Source organism: Clostridia bacterium (genome assembly GCA_017405765.1).
Classification (GTDB): domain Bacteria; phylum Bacillota; class Clostridia; order Oscillospirales; family RGIG577; genus RGIG577.
The window spans coordinates 1-22090 of sequence record JAFQZS010000027.1 but is presented as its reverse complement, the minus strand read 5'-3'; the positions used below and the strand labels follow the sequence as shown (position 1 = coordinate 22090).

Here is a 22090-nt window from a genome sequence, read left to right as displayed (position 1 = left end):
TACATTCACAAAAGCAATTCCCGCCGTGCTTTCATAATATTCGCATACTCGATTCCACCCGCATAGGTAAACCTTTTCTGATACTTTTTCCACATGTTCAGAAGTTCATTGCTTTCAGATATTCTCTCGATTATCCCGACGCGGTCTGCTATACTTTCCACGCTGCCCCGGTGCTCAGCGGTAGCATTAAGTGCCTCCTCAAACAGCTGTTTGTCATATTCCTATGTTGTACTGAGAATATAAGCATCATAATAATCCCTTGGTCTTGTATTAAATACACCACGGCTGAGAATGGTTTCCGCCTTTTCTGCCATCACAGTTTCAATATTGTATCCCCATAGACTGATCTGCACACTCTCATCGAAAATCCCGCCGAACTCATATAAGACAGCCCCCGGCGTGATGACATCTCCCGTAGAAACATCAACAGAGAGAGGCGTGACTATCGTATCGTAGATCGCATTGATTCTCACACAATAGCCGCCATAGATATCATCCTTTCGAATCGGGTCTATGGATATCGTTTCAAAGGACACGTCATCACCCAGATCGATTTTGCTGATTGTGTTTACTGCATCAAGGATTTTTTCTTCTGTCAGTGGCAATCTTTTGAGTGTAGTGTCCAGATCCATTGTGGATCGGGTGTCAAGACCTACAATTGCTGCAATCAACATGCCGCCTTTGATCACAAACTTGTCCCTATATTCCGATCGTGACAAACGGGCCAGGAACCGCTCAAACATATAGTTTTGGAGAACCACCTGTGCCGCTATACGTTTGTCTTTGGCATAGTTTCTGATTTTGGCTTTCAAACTCATCGCCTTTGAACTCATAGCAGCACCTCCATATATTTTCTCAGCTCTCCCTCCACTTTGAACATTTCAGCATAGACAGAAAGTCGATTCAGATCCTTGTTGTCAGAAGCCGCATAATTCTTGATGGCAGAGATCACCGTTTCCTCATCACAGCGATTCCGAGTCCGCAGGAAATCGCAAATCGTACGCTCAACATCATAACATCGCACCGGATGTCCAAATGTGGTCGGCTTTTCCATTACACCGACCTTGTGCCACACTGGTTTAATATAAAAACAGATACACTCATCCTTAATCGAACCTGGTACAACCTTGTTGCTGGGCATGGTTATTGTATGCATGAACGGAGTCCGATCGGAAATGCCATGTAGGAACAACGCGCTTTCATGCGAAAAAACAATGCTCTCTGACCTGAGCATCAGCGTATACATATCGTCATGTACAGCATCAGGGATAATATAAACACCCTGTCGGATTCTTTCCAGCAGCCCGGCTTTCACATAATTGCTCAGAGTTTGTTTGGAAAATCCCAGTTCCTGAACCTGCGAGGTGGTGACCATGTTGTTGTTTTTCGATAGTGCATCCATAATTATCGGATTAATGTTGTTCATGGAAGCACCTCCTTTTAGTTGACTTTCGTTTGGAATTATATCACATCTTCTTTCGAAAGTCAACCTCAAGGAACCACCGGCACGAAATAAGACGCCCCAGAAGGAGCGCCTGTGTGATGGCCAAAGAGACTCGTTTTCATTCCTTTATAGACTTCACAGGATTGCCAGTTTTTACAAACATCAAGCCATGCTGCAAGGCCTGAATACTTTTCCAATTCAGCAATTGACAGTTCAATCGCGCTATTACTGCTTCCGCTTGCATGGAAAACTGTCGGGAACCTTTTCAGTGATTCGTCAAGGTAGATCATCACGCCTTAATTGACGCCAAACGGACAGACACCACCAACAGCATGTCCGAACAGCGTTTTCAAATATGCGGCCACATCATAGATAAACTTTGCTGTACTAAACTCTCATTTGTTGTAAATCTGTCGTAAAACGCGGTTTGGATAAAATTGTTATCCTTAGAAAGCCGCATAAACACTGGGTTTTTGAGCCTTTACCGAGAGACTTATTGAAATTCACATAAGATTCACAATTTATATTACGGTATGACAGACAAACGCCTCCGAACTGATTGATTCGGAGGCGTATTATTTATCTTATTGATTCGTTATTTTGCAAATGGGTCCGTTCGTCTATACAGGCTTTTACTCCTCACTCACATTGCAGAAGCGCATGAACATGGTAGCGATCTGTGCCCGTGTCGCGTTCTCATTCGGTGCAAGCGTTCCGCCGCTCATACCGGTGATTATGCCGTTCATCGTCATCCAGCACATCGGCTCATAAGCGTATTCCGACACGTCGGCCGCGTCGGAGAAATCGAGCGGAAACGCCCAAGCTTCGCTAAAGCCCTGCCCCTTTGACTGTGCATAGCGGTAGAGTATCGCCGCAAGCTGCTCGCGGGTGACCGAAGTCTCGGGGTCAAACGTAGTTTCGCTCGTTCCGTTTACAACGCCGTTTTCTGCCGCCCAGCTTACAGCGGGCGCGTACCACGCGCCGTCAGGCACGTCGTCAAAGGGATCGTCAGCGCCGGCGGGCTCTCCCTCAAGTCGCCAGAGCATGGTGACCACCGTCGCTCTCGTCGCCGTGCCGTCGGGTGCGAATCTGTCGGCTCCGACGCCGTTCATCACGCCCTCTTCGAGCGCCCAGTGTACGCCGTCGTGATACCACGCCGCGGGACTCGCATCGGTAAATCTGTTTAAGGGGCAGTCTGCGTCCGCGCCAAAGTCCTCTCCGTTATCGGGATCCGGCGACGCTATCATTGCGAAGACCGGTGTTACGGTGACCTTGGAGTCCGGCATGGTGAAGGAGTATACGCCGCTGCCCTTCTCAGTCACGGAAACCTCATTGCCGTTTTTATCCGTTACGGTCAGGCTGTCAAGCCTGTATCCCTCATCGGGGGTAACCGTGAGCGTCACTTTCCTGCCGTACGCCGCATTTGTGGGAGAAGCGCTTACACTGCCGTTCTGCGCCCTGTCCGTAGCGACCGCGTAGGTGACGCTGCCGCCGCCTCCTCCGCCGCCTCTGTGGGCAGGCTGCGCGGGCTTTTGCTTAAATAACAGCCGTAAGCCGTCGTTCGTTATCTCGCCGGGCCCCGATAATACTGTGATACCATTCCATTCTGTTTCATTGATCATGAACTCAACGTCATCCGGCTTTTCATAGCCCTCCGGGGTCTCGAGCACACGCATGATGTACACGGTCTCTTTTTTCAGACTCAGGCTCTCATGAGGCCCGTCAGTGCTTGTCCACTCATCGATCACTTTGCCGGTTTCCTTTTCGATGATCGTGATTTTTGCGCCCTGCAGTAAATCGCCTGTATCGGCGTCTATTGCAGTGATAAGATATATCTCACCGCTGTCCGGCGGCCAGCCGCCGGGCGCAGAGCTGATAAGTTCTCCTTCTCCATTGTCGTTCAAAGCGACTGTCAGGCCTTCCGCGTCGCTGAAAAAATGCTTCAGGTCTTCCTCTTTGAGGGTATTGCTTTCGGTTCCACGGGCGAACACGCCGGGCTCGTTCATCCATGTATTCACGCCTATCGCCGCGCCCTTCTCCAGAGATCCAGCGACAGTTATGGGACTGTCGGAGTCCAGATACACATTGCTCGTATTATTCCATTCATCTACGTTTCCCGTGACCTCGGGGCTGCCGGATACACTGAAGCTGCCGCCTGAATTCACAATCACGCCTTTCTCATTCCCGGTTATGCTGCCGCCGGTCATGATGAAGTTGCCCGCGACATACACGCCGTACTCGTTCCCGGTGATGCTGCCGCCGGTCATGATGAAGTTGCCCTCGACATACACGCCGTACTCGTTCCCGGTGATGCTGCCGCCGGTCATGAGGAAGCTGCCGCCCTTTCTTATGTTCACCGCGGTGCCGCCTTCCACACCCTCCGCAGGCTCGATGCTGCCGCCGAGAAGCGTAAGTGAAGATACGTTAATAAAGCCATCTTCAGTTCCAACACTGATAGGTCTGTAGTTATGGTATATTATTCTCCCTTTCCCGTCTGTGCTGCTGTCCATGATCGTCAGGCTGTCGCCGTTTATAATGGGCTCGTGAAACCCTTCTCCGCAGTCCAACTGCCATCCGTTCAGATCCAGCACCCCGGAGCATTCGTGCAGCGATTCATCAACAGTGCGATCCACATTCCCAGTCAGACGGACGTTTTTCCCTTTTTCCAGCCAGGCATACAGTTTATCCCAACTGTTTGCTTCAACGAATTCCGCATACTCTCCCACTACTACCGTCACATCGGCCGGGGGCATGATGAAAGCACGGCCCGCCGGGAAGGAGATTTTCGATGCATCATTATAATAACCACTGTCGCCATAAAACTCCCAACGGGAGTTCAGAATCGGACAGCCTCTGCCTGTATCAGGGCAGAGAAAGGCGACAGAGACTCCCTCCGGGACTTTGAAATTAATTTGGCCGTCTTCGGGCGCAACCGTACCAGTGACCTTCTGACCGTTCAACAATACGGTGACGTCGGCCAGGTATTTGATTTGGTAGAGCGGTACCGGCTTCACCAGCTCCGCTTCGCCATTGTTGTTCAGAACAACGATATAGGACGGGTCATCGATGGAAAAATGGGAAATGTCCTCATCGGTGAGGGTATAGCTATCAGTCCCGCGGGCGAACACTCCGGGCTCATAATTCCATGTGCTCACGCCTATGGCCGCGCCCTCCTCCAAGTGCCCGACGACGGTTAAGGGACTGTCGGAGTCCAGATACACATTGCTCGTATTATTCCATTCATCTACGTTTCCCGTGACCTCGGGGCTGCCGGATACGCTGAAGCTGCCGTTGTTCAAATTCACGCCGGTCTTGTTCCCGGTTATGCTGCCGCCGGTCATGGTGAAGCTGCCGTACGCACTCACAAGCGCGCCAAGCTCATTCCCTGTGATGCTGCCGTCGGTCATGGTGAAGCTTCCGCCGGACACATTCACGCCGGTCCCGCTTCCGGTGATGCTGCCGCCGGACATGGTGAAGCTGCCGCTGTTCCCGTCGTTTGGGCTGACTTCAATTAATACGCCGTTCCAACTCCCGGTGATGTTGCCTCCGGTCATGATGAAGCTACCGCCGGACACACACACGCCAGTCTCGATTCCGGTGATGCTGCCTCCCAGAAGGGTCAGGGAGGAACCAGTTTCAATGCGAATCGCGCAGTTGCTATGACATATTATTTTTCCTGTTCCGGCTGTGCTGCTGTCGCAGATCGTCAGTTTGCCGCCGTTTATGATGGGTGTGCTGAATTTATCTCCTCCATCCAGACAATAGCCGTTCAGATCCAGTGTGCCATTAAAGCTGATCGTATCCTCTGTTGTGCGGGTCACATCCTCGGTCAGTTTAACGGTTTCCCCGTCCCTCATCCGTGTCAACAGTTCTTGCCAGGAATCAGGATCTTCTTTCCCTCCATAGTACTCCGGGTCCGTCGGTTCCGGCGGCGCCGGGTCGTCGCTCTCTGTCGCCCTCACCGTCACATCGCTTTGGGGCATGGTGAAGACGTTTTCATTCAGGGGCACGGGCTGCCCGTTCGCGTCCGTTACGGTCAGGGTTGCCCCCGGCGTGAAGCCGGAGAGAACGACCATCGACCCCGCAGGGGCCTCTGTCACCTTCTGTCTGTTCACCAGGGCAGTGACCCCGCCCTCGCAGGTGATGGAGTACGCAGTCTCCGCCGCCAGCGTTGCCACGGGCAGCAGACTCAGCGCCAGTGCGGCGCAGATAATAAGGGACAGTATTCTTTTTTTCATGGAGGGCCTCCTTTTTTATGCTCAGTTTCAATAATCCTCAGGACGGATCAGTGCATTTCGATTTCTTTTATTTCGATTATACAACACAGATACGCTTTTTGCCACCGGTTTTTAAGTACAGCGTCATAAAAAACGCCTCTGTTTTTCTCATCATCTGTTACTCTCAGTTCCCCGGAGTCTTTATGCTGTATCCGGTGACAGTTTCTTGTCATGTATGCCGCGGCGTAAGGGTTCTCCTTCCGTGCCGCATCCCGTTCCCGAAGTATTTCGGTGAAGAAAAGTAAGAACGAGGCGTTTGCCTCGTTCTTATAGTAATACTGCGATTAACTTTTATACGGTCAAAAACTTGATGCTGTACTAAACTCTCATTTGTCGTAAATTTGTCGTAAAAAGCGGTTTGGATATAATTGTCATCCTTAGAAAGCCGCATGAACACTGGGTTTTTTACCTTAATTTTTTTTTTGTTACTTAATTGTATATAAAGTTTTATGAATATTTCTGTATGACAGGCATTTATTATTAAATTATCGATTATTTTTAAGGCATATGTTCGCCGATAAGGCCTAGATTTCCGCAATAAACTATGCTTATTCCAGATTAGACGGGCCAAAGCTCTCGGGCAGCAGTTCCTCAAGAGTATACTCCTTGTAATCGGTCGGGGAAATCGCGATAATCACGCGCATTTTTGTGGGGTCGCAAAACTCACGCATGACCTGTCGACAGATTCCGCACGGGGCGCAGTAATCGCTGACCGTATAATCCGCGCCGCCGACAATGGCGATAGCGACGATCTTCCTCTCGCCGTTCAGAACGGCAATATTGATTGCGTTATGCTCCGCACAGACTCCGGCCGGATACGAAGCGTTCTCAACATTCGCACCCGTGTAAATCTCACCGGAATCCATCAGCACCGCGGCGGAAACATTGTATCCGGAATACGGAGCGTAGGAGGATTTCTGATTCTCGATTGCCATTTTGATCAATTTTGCCCGATCAAAATCCGGGTCGGATACCGGCGCAGATTCCTGTTCGTTCTGCACACTGTTTTCAGTGTTCGTTAAGCTTTTCGCAGTCTCCTGATCGTTTCCCTGCGCGGCAGAACTGCAAGCGACACATAACAGTACCAAAACCATCGCTAAACATGTCTCAGCTAAAAAACGTAATTTTTTTTTCATAAAAAGCACATCTCCATATGATCAGACTCAGTTTCAATTTTGACAGTTTCATATTTTTCTTCATAATTTAACCGTAGTCAAGTAAGCAGACACGATTTGCGGAAGAAATCTTGCGGGATCAGATGCCGCACCTGATCCCGGAAGAGATTTTCTTTTGGTCAGGCGTAAACATTCCAAGAAAACCGTGAGGCCTTCCGGAGTTATAGAATCCTCCAATATATTCGAAAAAAGAAGACTTCAACTTATCCAAAGAGTGATAGATCCATCGGTTTGTTTCTTCTTTTTTGAGAAATTTGAAGAAAGATTCACAACAAGCATGGAAAAAGGGATAGCCCTTTTTCGAGAATGACTGTACTGCTTTAAGAGAATCCAACAACATTAATGTGTTGAGAACCTCGTTGTCAAGGGTAAAATCACATTTTCATATTATTTGACCGGATCTATGGGACAGACAGGTATCCGGAGTAAATAATGCGAGCTTTCATCCGCAGTGATAATAATGATTATTCAGCTAATCTTTTATCAGGCTTTCCAGGGTATCAAACAATACCTCCGGCTCAACTGGCTTGGACAAGTGAGCATTTAGTCCGGCCTGCATGCTGCGCTGTACATCTTCGTCAAAAGCGTTGGCGGTCAGGGCGATAATGGGAATTGTTTTCGCGTCGGCACGGTCTGACGCTCTTATAGCCTTTGTGGCTTCCAGGCCGTCCATTTCCGGCATGCGCATGTCCATCAGGATTGCATCGTAATAGCCCGGCTCGCGGGCTTCAAACAAATCCACGGCGATCCTGCCGTTCTCCGCCAGATCCACTTCCATCTCCCGCATAGCGAGCACCATCATGATGATTTCGGCGTTCACCTTCACGTCCTCCGCCAGAAGCACCCTGCGACCCTTCAGGTCTGCCGTTTTCTCTTCCAGCGCCTTATTCTTGCGGCGGAAAGCCTCCCTGAACTCGTCCATTACGTTATCGGCAAACAATGGCTTTGACACGAACGTGTCTACGCCGGCCTCTTTGGCTTCATCTGCTATCTCATCCCAATTAAACGACGTAAGGATGATAATGGGTGTATTACGACCGACGATTTCACGGATACGCCTCGTCGTATCCACACCGTCCATTTCGGGCATTTTCCAATCGATCAGGATCAGATCATAGTGCTCCCGTCGTCCGTAACGAATGCGAACCTTGTCCACACCCTCCCAACCGGATTCCGCAGTATCGCAGCTTATGCCCACCTGGCCGAGAATGATCTCGGCATGCTCCAGCGCGATCCGGTCATCGTCGATCACCAGCACGTTTAGATCCTGAGAAACCAGATCTTCTTCGGTCCGGAGATTCTTTCTGTCAGATTCGCCCAGCGTAACGGTCACCGTAAAAACAGTGCCCTTACCTTTTTCGCTTTCTACCTCTATGCGGCCGTTCATCAGCTCCACGATGCTCTTGGTGATGGGCATGCCCAGACCGGTCGAACCGTAGCGGCTGGTGGAGGAAGAGTCCTCCTGGCTGAAGGCATCAAATAATCGCGGTAGAAATTCCTTGCTCATGCCGATGCCGGTATCGCTGATAATGAAGCGCAGCGTCGCCTGCCCGTCATAGCGCGGGCCCTCCTCGATCACAAAGCGGACCGTCCCGCCCTCCGGCGTGAATTTGACCGCGTTGCCGAGAATGTTTATCATCACCTGCTTGAGCTTCATGGCGTCGCCGACGTAGGTATCGTCCACCTGCCCGTTGATGCGGCAGTCGTAAACGAGACCTTTGTCCCGGCACTGGCCGCTGACGATCGTGTTGACCTGCTCCAGGGCCTTGGCAAAGGAGAATTCCTCTTTCTTGATGGTCATGCGGCCGGATTCGATGCGGCTCATGTCAAGGATATCGTTGATGATCCCCAGCAAATGCTGAGCGGAGTTGCCGATCTTACTCAGGTATTCCTTGACCTTATCGCTTGCAGTGGGATCGTTCATCGCGATGTCGTTCAGACCGATTATCGCGTTCATCGGCGTGCGGATCTCATGGCTCATATTGGACAGGAACGCCGTCTTGGCTTTATTTGCATCCTCTGCTGCGCTAAGCGCCTCCGCCAGTGCTTGGTTTTTCGCCATCTCCTCCCGCATTTCCTCGTCGATGACTGTCAGACCGAGGCCCACGGCGTGTACTATATGGTCGTCACGATCCTCCGCGTGGCGTACGCCCGCAATACGAATCATTTCATAGTACTCTTTCCCATTTCTTTGGGCGAGATACCGATAGGCAATGATCAGATTGTTCGAAAGAGCCGACCGTATGTACTCGGGATCGATGAACCGCAGGAAACCGTCGCGGTAACTGTCCGCGACACAAAGCTCTGCATACCGTACAAACCGCTCATGATACGGAAAATGGATCCCCTCTTCTGTCTGCTCCGAGTCAGTGGGATCTTTCCGATAACAAACGGCATCGTTATGATCCAGATCGACGTGATATACACAGCGATAATCCGATGCCAGCGCGGTGATCATCTTGTCCTGCTGCTCTCGGCGCGATTGCTGCTTCAACAATTCCTCCTGCAGTGCCAGCCGTTCCTCCAGCTCGCGCTGCTTCGCCGCCTGGCTCTCGGCCAGCTCCGCATTTGCTTTTTCCAGTTCGACCCGGGCATTTTCTTTGTTTCGGATCTCCCTTCTGGATCTTCTGACATCGCGAACGAGAAACAGGATGATCAATGCAGCGATACCGAGAATAACGCCGCCAAAGAGCGCCATGTTATTTCGGATCATGTCCCAGACGGAATAGGAATACAGCTGATCCGTATAGCGGAACGCCAAATTCTGCGCATAATCAGAGCCCAGCACATTGATCCCCCGGTTGAGCAGTCTCAAAAGTCCGGCATTACCGATCTGAACGCCAAAGCAACGGTCGTCATCGTACGTCGTCTGGATCAGGGCCAGACCGCTGTAACGGCTGTTGCGCAGGATATCGTTCGCTCTCAGTCCGTTCAAAGTGGTGCAGCCCGCCTTTCCTTCGCTGACCGCTTTCAGGCAATCGTCGATCGAGGCATAGAAAACGATCTCAGCATCCGGATAATGGGTCATCACGAAGTAGTACTGCATACGGTTATTCTCATTGACCGCGAAACAGGATGTCGTTTCCTCCGTATACTCTCCGCGGTAGACCAGCTCCGTGGCGGCAGATACGACGGGAGAGGACTGGAAGATGCCGCTCTCCTCAGAGTAATACAGACCGCCGCCAACGGGGAAGGCCGTATCTATCTCTTTGTCGCTCAGGGCGGAGATCATCATGTCGTAGCTGTCGTAGCCGATAAAGGAAACTGAAATACGGCTGATCCCGAGCTCTTCCAGCATCCTCGAAACAACATCCCCGATGATGCCGGTTACATTTCCCGAATCATCCGTGTCGCTGTATGGCAGGTAGTGTTTCAAATAACCTACACGCAGCTTGTCGTGTTCGGAGAGCCACTGCTTTTCATCCGCGGAGAATGCCGACTCGAAATGCTGACAGGATAGTATCTGCTGCGCAGCAAATTGATATAGTTCGGTTCGTTCGCCGCAAGCTCCGTCTGCGCTTTATTCAGTTCAGTTAACAGTTCCGGGCGTGACTTCGCAACGCAAAGATAATAGTCTGAAGCACCAAACGCATATAAAAGCTCTGCGTGTTCCCGCCCGTATGCCCCGTCTCCTTCCGCAGCCATAACGTCAATATCATGGTTGTCAAAAGCATTAAAGAGGGGCTCATAGTCTCTAAAAAGAACGATTTCGGCCTGTACCTCGTGCTCATCCAAATATGTTTGCAGCACAGCAGCCATAGCGCTGTCTAAGACGCCGATCTTTTTCCCGTCCAGCGAAGAGGCGGCAACGGTTATATCCTCGTCTACGTCATGCTTGACGAGATTATATGTCTCATTGCCCATAGCCGCGTCCGGATACCCTATGATATCCTCGCGGTCCTCCCGCCAAGCAAGACCCGCGAGAAAATCTATATCGCCGTCCAGAAGCATCTGGTACAGGTCGCCGAATTCGCCATACACGTAGTCATAGTGCCATCCGGTATACTCTGAGAGCTTCTGATAGTACTCATAAGCGTACCCGGATTTGACAGTCCCCTCCTTTGCGCCTTCCTGGAAAATCTCGTTTTCATAATAGCCTACACGGACAGTAATACCCTCGCGGCCTGAAGCCGCCGCGTTTATCGGGACCGGCACTCCGACCGACAGGATAAGAAACAGCAGTATTGCAATGCAGGCCAAAAGCGCCGTATTCTTTCTTATCTTCATGCTTTTTCCTCCTTTTTGCATATTACCCGGTTATACTCTCAAAGTCCGCATAGCGCGTGTTCATTGATCGGCCATATACCGATACAGTGTTTTTATCAGATCGTCAGGCTTAAAAAGGCTTGTTCGCTGCGGTCAGCTTCTTTTCGTGTATACACTTTATCAGCGTTTTCGCCGTCCGGGCATAGCGCCCGGTCTTACTTCCCTGACGGGATACGCATCACGTCAGGGCTGCCTGAAAAACGCCGTGCGTCCTCATGTAACGGGCCGGCCGCGAATGCTGCTGCCCGGATGCATTTCGCTCGTCGATTATTCTTCAAAGCTTCCATACATTGTTACGGCTTCATCCACAGTGATCTCACCTTTTCCTACCCGGAACGCGGCGATCCGTATTTGAGCCGTGAGAGCGTCCGTAATACCAAGCACTTCCGGGGATACGGTCCGATTTGACGGCACCTGCCCGAAAGGCGCGTAAACCGAATCAAAAGACATATCGGTAGTGGGCGTTATCAGACGCTTCACGGAAGCCATCTCATTGAGCTCCTTATTTGAGATCAAAAACCGCATGAATTCGTTTGTCATCTCCAGATCATCGCAGCTTTTGTTAACGGAAAACTCCACGGAAGGACTGTCAATAAAATATCCGCCTTCCTCCGTCAACGGGATCGGGACAAAGGTGTAATTGAAAGGCGCATTGGTAAAGGCCTCAGACTGGCTCTCACGTTTCCTGGTCCCGGATACGGTATCCCCGGCGCAAATCATCATCGGCACGTCGCCCCCAAAAAAGCGCAGGATCACCTTGGTATAGTTGTCTTCGATCTTGTCACACGCATCGAGATCGATACACCCGTTACGAATCAACGCCTCAACTGCTTCCAATGCCGGACGCATGTATTCTCCCGCAGCAGGATCCAGTTCAACTGCGAGAGTAAGCGCCTCCGGGTTTTCGGCAAGCGTTGCCGCAAATAGCGGATAGGCAACAGTGTACATGAAACAGCTCGACGATTTAAGACTGTATCCCATCATGGGGCTTGCGTAACCCTTGCTGCGAAATTCTTCGCACACGGCCATAAGCTCCGTCCATGTGGTCGGAATGTTGAGCCCTTCTTTTTCAAACAGGTCTTTGTTCACTAACATGCCATAAGACCTGGAAAAAACCGGAACCATCAGCACGCGTCCTTCCGTATCATGGTTGATAAGGCCGGGGCGGATACAGCCCAGATCCAAAGTCAGAGCAGGATCCGAAAGATCCTCCGCAAGGGCAAATACCGGATCGTACTGTTCGTTCCCGATCATCGAGGCAAAGGAGAAGAAAATATTGGGCTTGTCGTTGCCTTCCAGCGCAGCGGCCAGCGTGTTGTTATAGTCGTCCAGTTTCACATAGCAAAACCGCACATTCGGATAGAACTCGTTGAACCGATCAAATTCCGCCTCAAGCGCCTCAAAGTTGTCATAGCTTCCGGCTACCGTGATACTGCAGCTTGTGCTTGTGTCAAGAGCCGGCTTGAACCCCGTGACCGTATCATCCTGCGTTTTACTGCCGCAGGATGTCAGCACAACAGCTGTGCAGAGGGCTAAAATGATGCATATCACCTTTTTCATGATTTCTTTTCCTCCTTTATCCTGCGGATCTCTTTGATGACAAGTCTAATGTCTACAGGTTTTGCAATATGTCCGTTCATGCCGGCGTTCAGGCATTCTGTGACGTTCTCCGAGAATGCGTCTGCTGTCATGGCGATGATCGGGATGGAAGATGCCCAGGGATCATCCAGCGTACGGATATTCCTTGTGGCGTCCAGTCCGTTCATGACCGGCATTTGGATATCCATAAAGACAAGGGCGTATTTTTCGCGTTTGGCTGCCTTCATCTTATCAACGCATATCTGACCGTTTTCCGCGCGCTCAGTTATGATGCCGTACATTCCCAGCATAGCGGAAATGATTTCCCAGTTGATGTCGTTATCCTCCGCGACGAGAATGCTCATCCCGGCAAGGTCGGAGTAATCATCCTCCGGCTCCGCAGACTTTGCTCCCGTTCCCATCAGCTCATTGATCTTATCGCATAGCTTTGAGCGGAAAAGAGGTTTGCTGATAAACCCGTTTACGCCGGCTTCCTTTGCCGTGTCTTCGATGTCGGACCAATCATAGGCCGAAATCAGCACACGCGGGATGCTGTCGCCGATCTCGGATCGGATGCGTCTTACAGTTTCCACGCCGTCCATACCGGGCATCTTCCGATCCAGGATCACGACACCGTACTGCCTGCCGGATTCCTGACGGCGCCTGATCATTCCCAACGCCGTCAGGCCGTCTTCGGCCTTCTCTGCAGCGACGCCCAAAGACTCCAGCGCGTCCACGGCGGTCTCCAGCAAGACCGTGTCGCTGTCCGCGATTAACACGTCGACGGGTTCTAACTGCATGTCGTCGAGTTGTTTGTCCGCAATCGGAATATCTAAAACGATGGTGAATGTGGTACCTTTCCCCAGCTCGCTTTGGCAGTCGATGATGCCGTTCATCAGATCCACCATTTGCTTCGTGATCGCAAGGCCAAGGCCGGTGCCTTGAATGGTGTTGACACGGCTGTCTGTCTGACGGGAAAAGGGCTCGTACATCTTTGCCATGAACTCGGGGCTCATACCCATGCCCGTATCGGCTACGATGTAGGTCAGCTTGACACAGCCGGGCGTTTTGCTTTCCTCCTCCAGCATATCTACACTGACGCTTCCGCCCGGCTCCGTGTATTTGATCGCGTTGGAAAGGATGTTGATATAAATCTGATTCAAGCGCAGCTGATCGGCATACAGATATTCCTTTTCCATACGATTTATCCGGAAACAGAAGTTGATATTCTTTTCCCTTATCATCGGCTGGGAGATGTTGACCAGGTTTTCGACCGTATCGACGATGGAGAAGACCAGCGGGCTCAGATTCAGCTTGCCGCTCTCCACCTTGGAGATATCCAGGATATCGTTGATCAAAGACAAAAGATGATTGCTTGCAAGGCCGATTTTCCGAAGATTATCCGCAACTGATTCCGTGTCTCCCAGGTTCTTCTCCGCAATGGTCGTCAAGCCCATAATAGCGTTCATCGGCGTGCGGATATCATGCGACATGGTTGAGAGAAAATCGGTTTTCGCTTTGTTTGCAGACTCCGCTTCCCGCGCAAGCTGCCGGTATTTCTTGTTGAAAAACCGCATATACAGCAGATCAATGACAAAAAGCATGAGCAGCCCAAGCGTAACAACGCCCGTCAACAGCCAATCCTGCGTGTCCCGCTGTAAACTGTCAGACGGAACAAAGCTCAAAAGTACCCACCCGCCTGTGGAAGTGATAGGGGTATGCGCCAACACGCAGTCCCTCCCTCGGGAATCGGTCATATGAAGGGATCCTGTTCCCGTCATGAGAGAAGCTTCCAGTTCGTTCATCCTGGACGGATCGATACTGTTGTAGGACTTGTAGAATTCAAGAAAATTATTGTTTTTGAAAGAGCGTCCCTTGATGATGTAATCACCCTCGCCGTCGATCATGGTAAACTCCGCGTCCTTGAATTCCTCCTGCGGGAAAACCCATTTATCCTCGAGATCAGAGAGCGGTATGACCCTAAGCAGGAGCGCGCTTCTCTCCCGTGCTGCGTCTTCATCCCAGAGCGTGATCTTGTTGCAGAAGGCAAGGGACTGTTCACCGTTTATCGGATTTGTATAGGCACGGGTGATATTGATCGAAGTGCCGACCGTGGAGATCCACTCCGTATCGCCGAACAAACCGATATTTTTATAGGAAACAGTAAAGTCATCCGGAGATCTGACACTTGGCTGCGTGGAAATGCCGCATAAGGTATCAGTGTAAAGCAGATGCGCGGAGGTATTTCCGACCACATGGGAATCGCGGATAAACTCCGCCGCTTCCTCCATGGTCATCCTTCTGCCGTCGATATAGAACGCCCGTAAATCACAGATGTTCTGTTCCCCTTGCAGATAGTTTTCAGTCACATGCTCCATCGCGATGGTGGTGCTTACAAAGCTCTCCACCTGACGCCGGTAGACAGCATTGCTTTCATAGCCGGAATACAGTATGACAAAGACCAGTATTCCTGCCATGATCGCGATATTGACAAGAGCGATCCACGCTTTTTTCATATCGATTTCCCATCCTTTTTCCGTATAGCTTCAGCCACTGAAAGCGCAATCCCGCAATGGCAGTTCACCTTTCGCATACGCGCGCCAATTCGTTCCGGCCCTTTTGGGATCGCTGCGATCAGCGCAGAATGATCGGTCTTCTTTCCTGCTCAAGGCAGCTCTGTGATCTCGCTGATCTGCACGAAGATAGGCCTCGGCGCAAGATTGCCCGTACTGCCTTTAATGGCGCGGCCCGCGCCGAATGCGACAGCCGGATCGCCTTTGTCTATTATGAAAACGATTGATGATAGGCACGATGGCGTCGGTGGGCTCATCCGGGTGATCGGCGTCCGGCTGTATCACATATTTACAAAATCAATTTATGCGAGTGCGTTTTTTTGCCCTTTTATTTTATCATACCGCCGAGCAAATTACAATAAAAAACAGGAGACAACCTGATTCAACTGATCCGGTCATGGCCCCTGTTCGTCATAATAATACTCCTATTCACTTTTATGCGTTTAAAACCTGCTGCTGTATTGAACTCTCATATGTCGTCAATTTGCCGTAAAATGCGATCCTGCTTAATTATCTCTGAAATATATCTGTAATTAGATATAATATCCCCATAAAGCTTTTATCTTCCGCAGTCAGCTCTTTACTTCTGCTTTTTTGGGGATCACAAAGCATCGTTTTTCCATCTTGTTTTTCAATCATCCCGAGAAACGGGAATTTGCGCCTTTCTTTGAGTATTCCAACAAACCGAAATCAGACACTTTAGATCCCATATGTCTCTTCCATCACCATGTCAAGAGGAATGCTTTTGAAGTCGTCTTTATTTTCTGCCGCTTCCGACAGGGCAAACATTTTTCTTTAATCCCCGCTTAAAGCCTGACTATATTTTGATGATTAAAGTATAACACACTACTATTTGCTTTACAAATAAAACCGGAGAAAAAGAATACGCAGGTCTCTGCTGTTTTCTCCATAAACGGAAAAACAACGCCCGGATAAATGTTTCCTGATATTGCTTGTGCGGCTTGATTCGGCGCGAAGAATAGTGTAATCTATAATTATATAAACAGAGAAATCAAAGCGGTGGACTTTGGGCTGTTTACAAATAAAGGTAAAAATATTTTTACTGCCAAAGGAAGGGATCATGCATATGAGGTTACTGAAGCGCTGTATTATAATTCTTCTGGTTCTTCTGTTGTCCTCAAGCGCCGCATTTGCGGCTCCGAATGATGCGCCTGCTGCTTCCGCGGGAGATGACGCGGTGACAACCGTTCCCGCGGATATGCCCTCGGGCTGGTCGCACGATGCCGTGGCGTCCGCCGTGGAGAACGGCCTTTTAAACGGTGACAGCGAGGGACTTTTGCACCCGGGCGACACCATTAAGGGCAGTGAGCTTGCCGCAATAATGGTGCGGGCCTTCGGCGCGGGAGAAAAGGCCGGGCTTTCCGGATATACTGACGTACCGCCCGACGCTTGGTATTATGACGAGATGTCGTATGCGGTAGGTGCGGGATGGATTAAGGGAGACGGAGACGGCCATCTTATGCCCGAAGCTCCCGTTTCACGCGCAAGGTTCTTTACCGTAACGGCGCGCACGCTCGGTCTTTCGGAGGGCGATCCCGAAATACTGAAGGATTATCCGGACGGCGCGGACGTCCCGGTCTGGGCGCAGGGCACTGTCGCGTCCATGCTTGAGGCCGGATTCATCCGCGGCACCGACCGCGGCATTGAGCCCGACGAGCTTATTACCAGGGAAGCCGTATGTCAGGTGTTCTACAACATTTTCGATACGTATATATCGGAGCCGGGAGTGTACACAGGGCTTACCGGGTCTGTTCTTGTAAGCTGCAACGGGGTCACGATCGAGAAATCTTCGCTTGAGCGTCTCTGCGTCGGAAGCGGCGTAACGGATACTGTCGGCCTCCGCGACAGCTCTTGCAAGGCCGTCCTGGGCAACGCCGACGCGGTGAAGATCGCAGACACGGTGAAAAACGAGGTGAAACAGTCCTCGTCGGGAGGCTCCGGGGGAGGACGTACGAAGCAGTACACGCTGGCCGATGCCATAGCCCACTTCAACGCGCACAGCGATAACTACACGATCTCGGTGAATATCATAAGCACTTATTCCAATTCGGGCCCTTCTAACATAACCATCCATACTCTCCGGGAGAAGGGCTCCATGGAGCAGATGGAACTTAGCGAGCCCGAAAAAGGTATATCCATGTACATCTTTGACTGGGAAAAAGGCCGCGAGATGTTCGATCAGCCTTCGGGCCTCTGGGTAGAGCAAGATATTTCCTACATGGGGCAAGATTATTCGATGAACCACCTGTCCCTGACCGGAGTGGAGGCCGGCTGGTTCACAGAGACGGAGCCCGGCGTTTTCGAGCTGCAGGCAGAACATCTGCCTGACTTGGCAAAAATGCTCTATGAGTATGATTATGATCGGGCTAATCTTAAAACAGTTCGGCTGACTGCGGCAAACGGCGTCATAACCGGCATGTATCTGTATTCCGAAAATAACTACGGTGTCAAGAAAACAGTCGACTGCCGGTTCAGCGATTACGGGCATACGGAATTCTCCGTTCCGACGGAGACGTTTACTTTGCTCGATAGCACTACTTTCTATAATCAGGGTGAACCGTACACGGACGGGGCGCAATACTATATGCAAGGGCTCGGCATGCTATGGCTGGAAAACAACGAAGGCTTCGCGGTCTCCGTGTACAGCTATTCGGGTGTCTGCTTTGCCGCGATCCCCGTTCGCTGTGACGCATCCGTTGCCGCTCTTTTGGAAAGTGGGAACGTCTTTGACGCTGTGGTCACGGTCCGTCTTACCGGAGACGAGCTGCTTCCGTATGCGCTGGAGCTGGATGCTCAGAAGATCTGGAAGCAGGAAGCTTCCTGCAGGGGATTCAACCAGATGGATACATTCGTCCCCGTATATTTCTCGAATTACCCCTATCCTTTGGATTTAAGACAGGTCACGCTCAAAGAAGAAGACGGGAGCTTCTGGGTCTATGACGCGGAAGGCTATGAGTTCCGGTTTTTGATGGAGTACGCATCCGACGAGTTACGTGAGTCCCTTGATTCCGTAGAGGGCACGTTCAATCTCCAGCATGTTCTGGCGGTCCTCACAGACAACGATGACGTTATGCTGCTGCCCATCGCTCCTACAAGGGTCGGATACTATCCGGCGGCGAATCCGGGCGCCCTTTCCGTTCCCGTGGGCACAGCCATCGATGATTTGGCCGGAATGGTCGAACTGATTGACGAGGGCACGGGCAAGGTCATCTATCAGGCGGACGATCCGGGCATCTCGTTCGTATCGGAGACTTATGACGCGGAGAGGGACGGGATCTATGAAGTCACGGTATGCTGCGGCGGATATGAAATCCCGGTGAACGTGCATGTCTATGAGAGCAGGCGGCTTACACCCGAGGAGAGCGCTGATTTACCCCGCCTGTCCGATCTTGGAGAGGGATACTTAGCGCCGGAGCTGCCCTCACGGGATGCGGAAGGCAAGAACCGGACAGATGTCCTCGTCATTCCTGTGATCTTCCCGGACAACGGCTACGAAAGCGCACATATGGACGATCCGGATACGCCGGAAGACGAACTGGCAGCCTTTCTGGAGATGTGCTTCAACGACACCACCGGAGCCACCGGCTGGTATTCTCTCACAGAATACTACGAGGCGGAATCCGGCGGGAGGCTGCATCTGCACGCCGACATTCTCGAGCCCTATGTCTACTCCTACGCCAATGACTCAATCAACACCACTGACAAAATGGATGCGATCATGATTGACGCGATTAATGCCTATGCCGGACAGGGCGACTTTTCCAAATATGACAACGACGGAGACGGAGACATCGACTGCGTGTACTTCGTTTATCTCGGCGATCAGTATAGCTTTGGCTGGGGATCATGGAGCAACAGCCTGAGAGTGCAAGTCGGAGATGACGATATGACGATGAGCAGCGTAGTGTGGATGAGCCTTGATTTCTTCGATATGTACATGCAGATCGGCGACCTCACGCTGAACGCAGACTGCTCTACGCTTATACACGAAACCGGACATACGCTGGGGCTGGCGGATTATTACGACAGATGCACCACGGGCAGCACCGATCTTATGGACACCATCGGCGGCTCCTTGACGCCCTTCAGCCGCATGCTGCTTGGATGGTCCGATCCCGAGGTGCTGTACTATGCACCGGCCACGCGTACCCTTAGGCCTATGGAAACGAGCGACGACGTCATCATGGTCTCCCGGGATCCGGAGGCAACGGTCTTCGGCGAGTATTACACGATCTCCTTCCATGCGCCGATCGGAACGGACTTCGTTATGAACTGCATGGGTGATCCGATTTTCACCGACTATGGCGTCACGGTCTACCACGTGAACAGCGAACTGAAGCCCGCAGATCCTTCAATCCCGCGGGACAGCTTAGGCTTTTATTTCAATGCGGAGAATTTTCTCCGGCTGCTCCGGAGAGGCCCCGTACCGGAATTTAAGAAACCAGGTTCCTTCGCAACGGACGACGATCTGTTCCGGGCAGGAGACAGCGTGACGCTTTACTGGGACGACGGCGCCCCCGCCATGGTGCTGACCGTGAACAGCATCAGCGCCGACGGAGCATCCGTTTCGCTCAGTCTGCCGAACTGATCAAACTGCTGTAGGGTCTTTCTTCATGTGCATGGATGCGGCAAAAGTGTCTGTCGTTTAAAAGCTTTTGCGGCACCGTTGCGAGGATCATAGGGTAATACAAGCCCAACCGGGCAAAAAATAACATGACTTAAGGCAGGATACGTTTTTTTTAAAGCGGGGCGCGGAAGATAATCCGCGCCCCTTTATTTGAGCTCGTGTGCGTATTGCAGGTTTGTCAACGTATTGCTATATTAAACTCTCATTTGTCGTAAATTTGTCGTAAAATGCAGGTTTTGATGAGAGCTTCTTTAAAAAAGCCTGTTGTTGCCTTGCTTTTTAGAGGGGTGCATAATCATTTTGTTTTTCAGCATATATTGAATAAAATAAAATTGTGTGCTACGATTTTATTATAATCACACCCTTAGGGAGAAAGGATGTCCAAAAATGAAGATCACTGCAGTTAAGCTTTACGAAAACGGCTTTATGCGCCAGCCGCTTCCTTTCGGAGGCGAGGAAGGCCCCGACAAATTCGACCCTTCCGTAAAATACCGCTCCTCTTTGCAGAATTACGTTATAGATACGGGCAGCGAAGTAATTTTGGTAGATACGGGCTTGCCCAAGGAAATGCCCGATATGGTGCCCGATGAAAAGTCCATAATCTATATGGGTGAGCGCGTTAATGATTATGTTTCCGCTCTGGCTGACGCAGGCTATAAGCCTGAGCAGGTATCGAAGATACTTGTAACTCATAAGCACGACGACCATGTGGGCGAGCTTCGCGCATTCCCCAATGCGCGAGTTTACATAGGCCCCGAGGACGCCGACGCTATGGGCCTTAGCGGTGAAAACATCATCCGCGCCCAATATAAGGACGGCCCGTATTATAACTTCCCTGCGGCAGACAAGATAGCCGACGGCATTTATTTCATTAAGGCTAAGGGACACACGAACGGCAACAGCATAGTCATAGTTGAGGACGGCGGCCTTTTCTACATGCTGCACGGCGACGTTACGTATACGGACGAGGCGCTTTATGAAAACAAGCTTTCCATTGTCTTCGAGGACCCGAAGGCAGCGCGCGAAACGCTTGACCGCGTGCGCCAATTCGTGCGCGAACATCCCACCGTTTACGTTTCAACTCACACGCCTCTCGGATATGAAAACCTTGAGGCTAAGCGCATTGTCGATCTTGACAATCCTCCCGCGATAATCCCTCCCGGCGAGGTCAAGGCAAAAGAGGCTACCGGCAAGTATGTCTGCGGCGTATGCGGATATGTATACGATCCCGAAAAAGGCGACCCGGAGCACGGTATACCGGCAGGCACGAAATTTGAGGACCTCCCCGCCGACTGGCGCTGCCCCAGATGCAAACAGAGCAAGGATAAGTTCGGTAAAGCATAGATCCCGCAGGCGTTTTGCCGTTTATCATGTACACAAGATAAAATGTTAAGCTTTTAAAAAAAAGAGGCTGTGACTTACGCGATTTTAATTGTCCGCTTGTTCACAGTCTCTTTTAATCTTCGTCATCTTCATCTATTTTTTTGTAATCATCGACCTTTTTATTCATTCTGATAAAACGCAATATGCCTATTACAAGTATGACCGGCGCCGCCGCTACTAGCGCGATCCCTATATATTTTGCATCGGGTATCTCTATAAGCTTAAAAAGCGCCATCCCCGCGCCGCCAGATCCTATGGCGGTGCGTATGTATGCAAGCATGGTCCTTTCGTTTGCAAGTTTTGTGCGATTAAAAGCGAGTCTGTCGCTTAATTTATGTTTCACAGGGGCGCGGCCGCTTTCATTTTCCAATGGTGAAAGCTCCTGTTTTTTGTTTTTTTCTTCCGACATACTGCTTGACCTGCCTTTATTATCTTTTTGCCGTCGGCTTTACGCCGCGTATTTACAAATTAAGGATGATATACTGATATATAAATATGATAAGGATAGGCATATACAGAACAAAATTCAACATCGCCGTCGATTTTTATTATTTTATCATTTGCGCCGCGTCTTGTCTATACAGTCTCGGAGCTCTTGACAGTACTTTTTGTAGAGTCGTCAATGATGTGTGACACTTCACCCGAAAAAATATGACGAAGGTTATATGTGCGAATTTGAGAAAGACGAGGAGCCGTAGGCGACGAGGCTTTCTCAAATTCGGCGCGGCTCGGTCTGGCCCTCTGTG

Annotated in this window: 11 protein-coding genes and 1 pseudogene; 2 read left to right on the top strand and 10 right to left on the bottom strand. The window is 50.8% G+C overall.

From position 1 onward, the window contains the following. Positions 1-5: 5 nt before the first annotated feature. The 9 genes and pseudogenes from IJG50_04360 to IJG50_04320 form a co-directional block, all read right to left on the bottom strand. Positions 6-833 (bottom strand): annotated as a pseudogene (locus IJG50_04360) (nucleotidyl transferase AbiEii/AbiGii toxin family protein). Further along, positions 830-1426 carry a type IV toxin-antitoxin system AbiEi family antitoxin domain-containing protein gene (locus IJG50_04355; protein ID MBQ3379083.1) on the bottom strand — a complete coding sequence of 199 codons (597 nt, stop codon included), beginning with the start codon at positions 1424-1426 and terminating at the stop codon, positions 830-832. The pseudogene IJG50_04360 and the gene IJG50_04355 overlap by 4 nt, the downstream one beginning before the upstream one ends. 650 nt (positions 1427-2076) lie before the next feature. Further along, on the bottom strand, positions 2077-5682 hold the full coding sequence (locus tag IJG50_04350) for an S-layer homology domain-containing protein (GenBank protein ID MBQ3379082.1): 3606 nt from the start codon (positions 5680-5682) through the stop codon (positions 2077-2079). Positions 5683-6269: 587 nt separating this feature from the next. Then, positions 6270-6815, bottom strand: a complete 546-nt coding sequence (locus IJG50_04345) for a cytidine deaminase (GenBank protein MBQ3379081.1) — start codon at positions 6813-6815, stop codon at positions 6270-6272. A 160-nt stretch (positions 6816-6975) separates the two neighbouring features. Further along, the gene (locus tag IJG50_04340) at positions 6976-7236 is read right to left on the bottom strand and encodes an IS3 family transposase (GenBank protein ID MBQ3379080.1); all 261 of its coding nucleotides are present in this window, start codon (positions 7234-7236) and stop codon (positions 6976-6978) included. A 132-nt stretch (positions 7237-7368) separates the two neighbouring features. Continuing rightward, positions 7369-10272, bottom strand: coding sequence for a response regulator (locus tag IJG50_04335; GenBank protein MBQ3379079.1), 2904 nt, complete (start codon positions 10270-10272; stop codon positions 7369-7371). 5 nt (positions 10273-10277) lie between these two features. After that, positions 10278-11123: a transporter substrate-binding domain-containing protein gene (locus tag IJG50_04330; GenBank protein ID MBQ3379078.1), complete on the bottom strand. Its 846-nt coding sequence runs from the start codon at positions 11121-11123 to the stop codon at positions 10278-10280. Positions 11124-11429: 306 nt separating this feature from the next. Then, positions 11430-12722, bottom strand: a complete 1293-nt coding sequence (locus tag IJG50_04325) for a carbohydrate ABC transporter substrate-binding protein (GenBank protein ID MBQ3379077.1) — start codon at positions 12720-12722, stop codon at positions 11430-11432. Further along, the gene (locus IJG50_04320; GenBank protein MBQ3379076.1) at positions 12719-15256 is read right to left on the bottom strand and encodes a response regulator; all 2538 of its coding nucleotides are present in this window, start codon (positions 15254-15256) and stop codon (positions 12719-12721) included. The genes IJG50_04325 and IJG50_04320 overlap by 4 nt, the downstream gene beginning before the upstream one ends. A gap of 1138 nt (positions 15257-16394) precedes the next feature. Between IJG50_04320 and IJG50_04315 the strand changes: the two genes are divergently transcribed. Both IJG50_04315 and IJG50_04310 read left to right on the top strand, forming a co-directional pair. Beyond that, positions 16395-19922, top strand: coding sequence for an S-layer homology domain-containing protein (locus tag IJG50_04315; GenBank protein MBQ3379075.1), 3528 nt, complete (start codon positions 16395-16397; stop codon positions 19920-19922). Positions 19923-20348: 426 nt separating this feature from the next. Continuing rightward, entirely contained in the window at positions 20349-21305 is a 957-nt protein-coding gene (locus IJG50_04310) for a rubredoxin (protein MBQ3379074.1), read from the top strand. Positions 21306-21417: 112 nt separating this feature from the next. On the opposite strand, the gene IJG50_04305 is transcribed toward IJG50_04310, so the two are convergent. After that, on the bottom strand, positions 21418-21753 hold the full coding sequence (locus IJG50_04305) for a DUF202 domain-containing protein (GenBank protein MBQ3379073.1): 336 nt from the start codon (positions 21751-21753) through the stop codon (positions 21418-21420). Positions 21754-22090 lie beyond the last annotated feature (337 nt).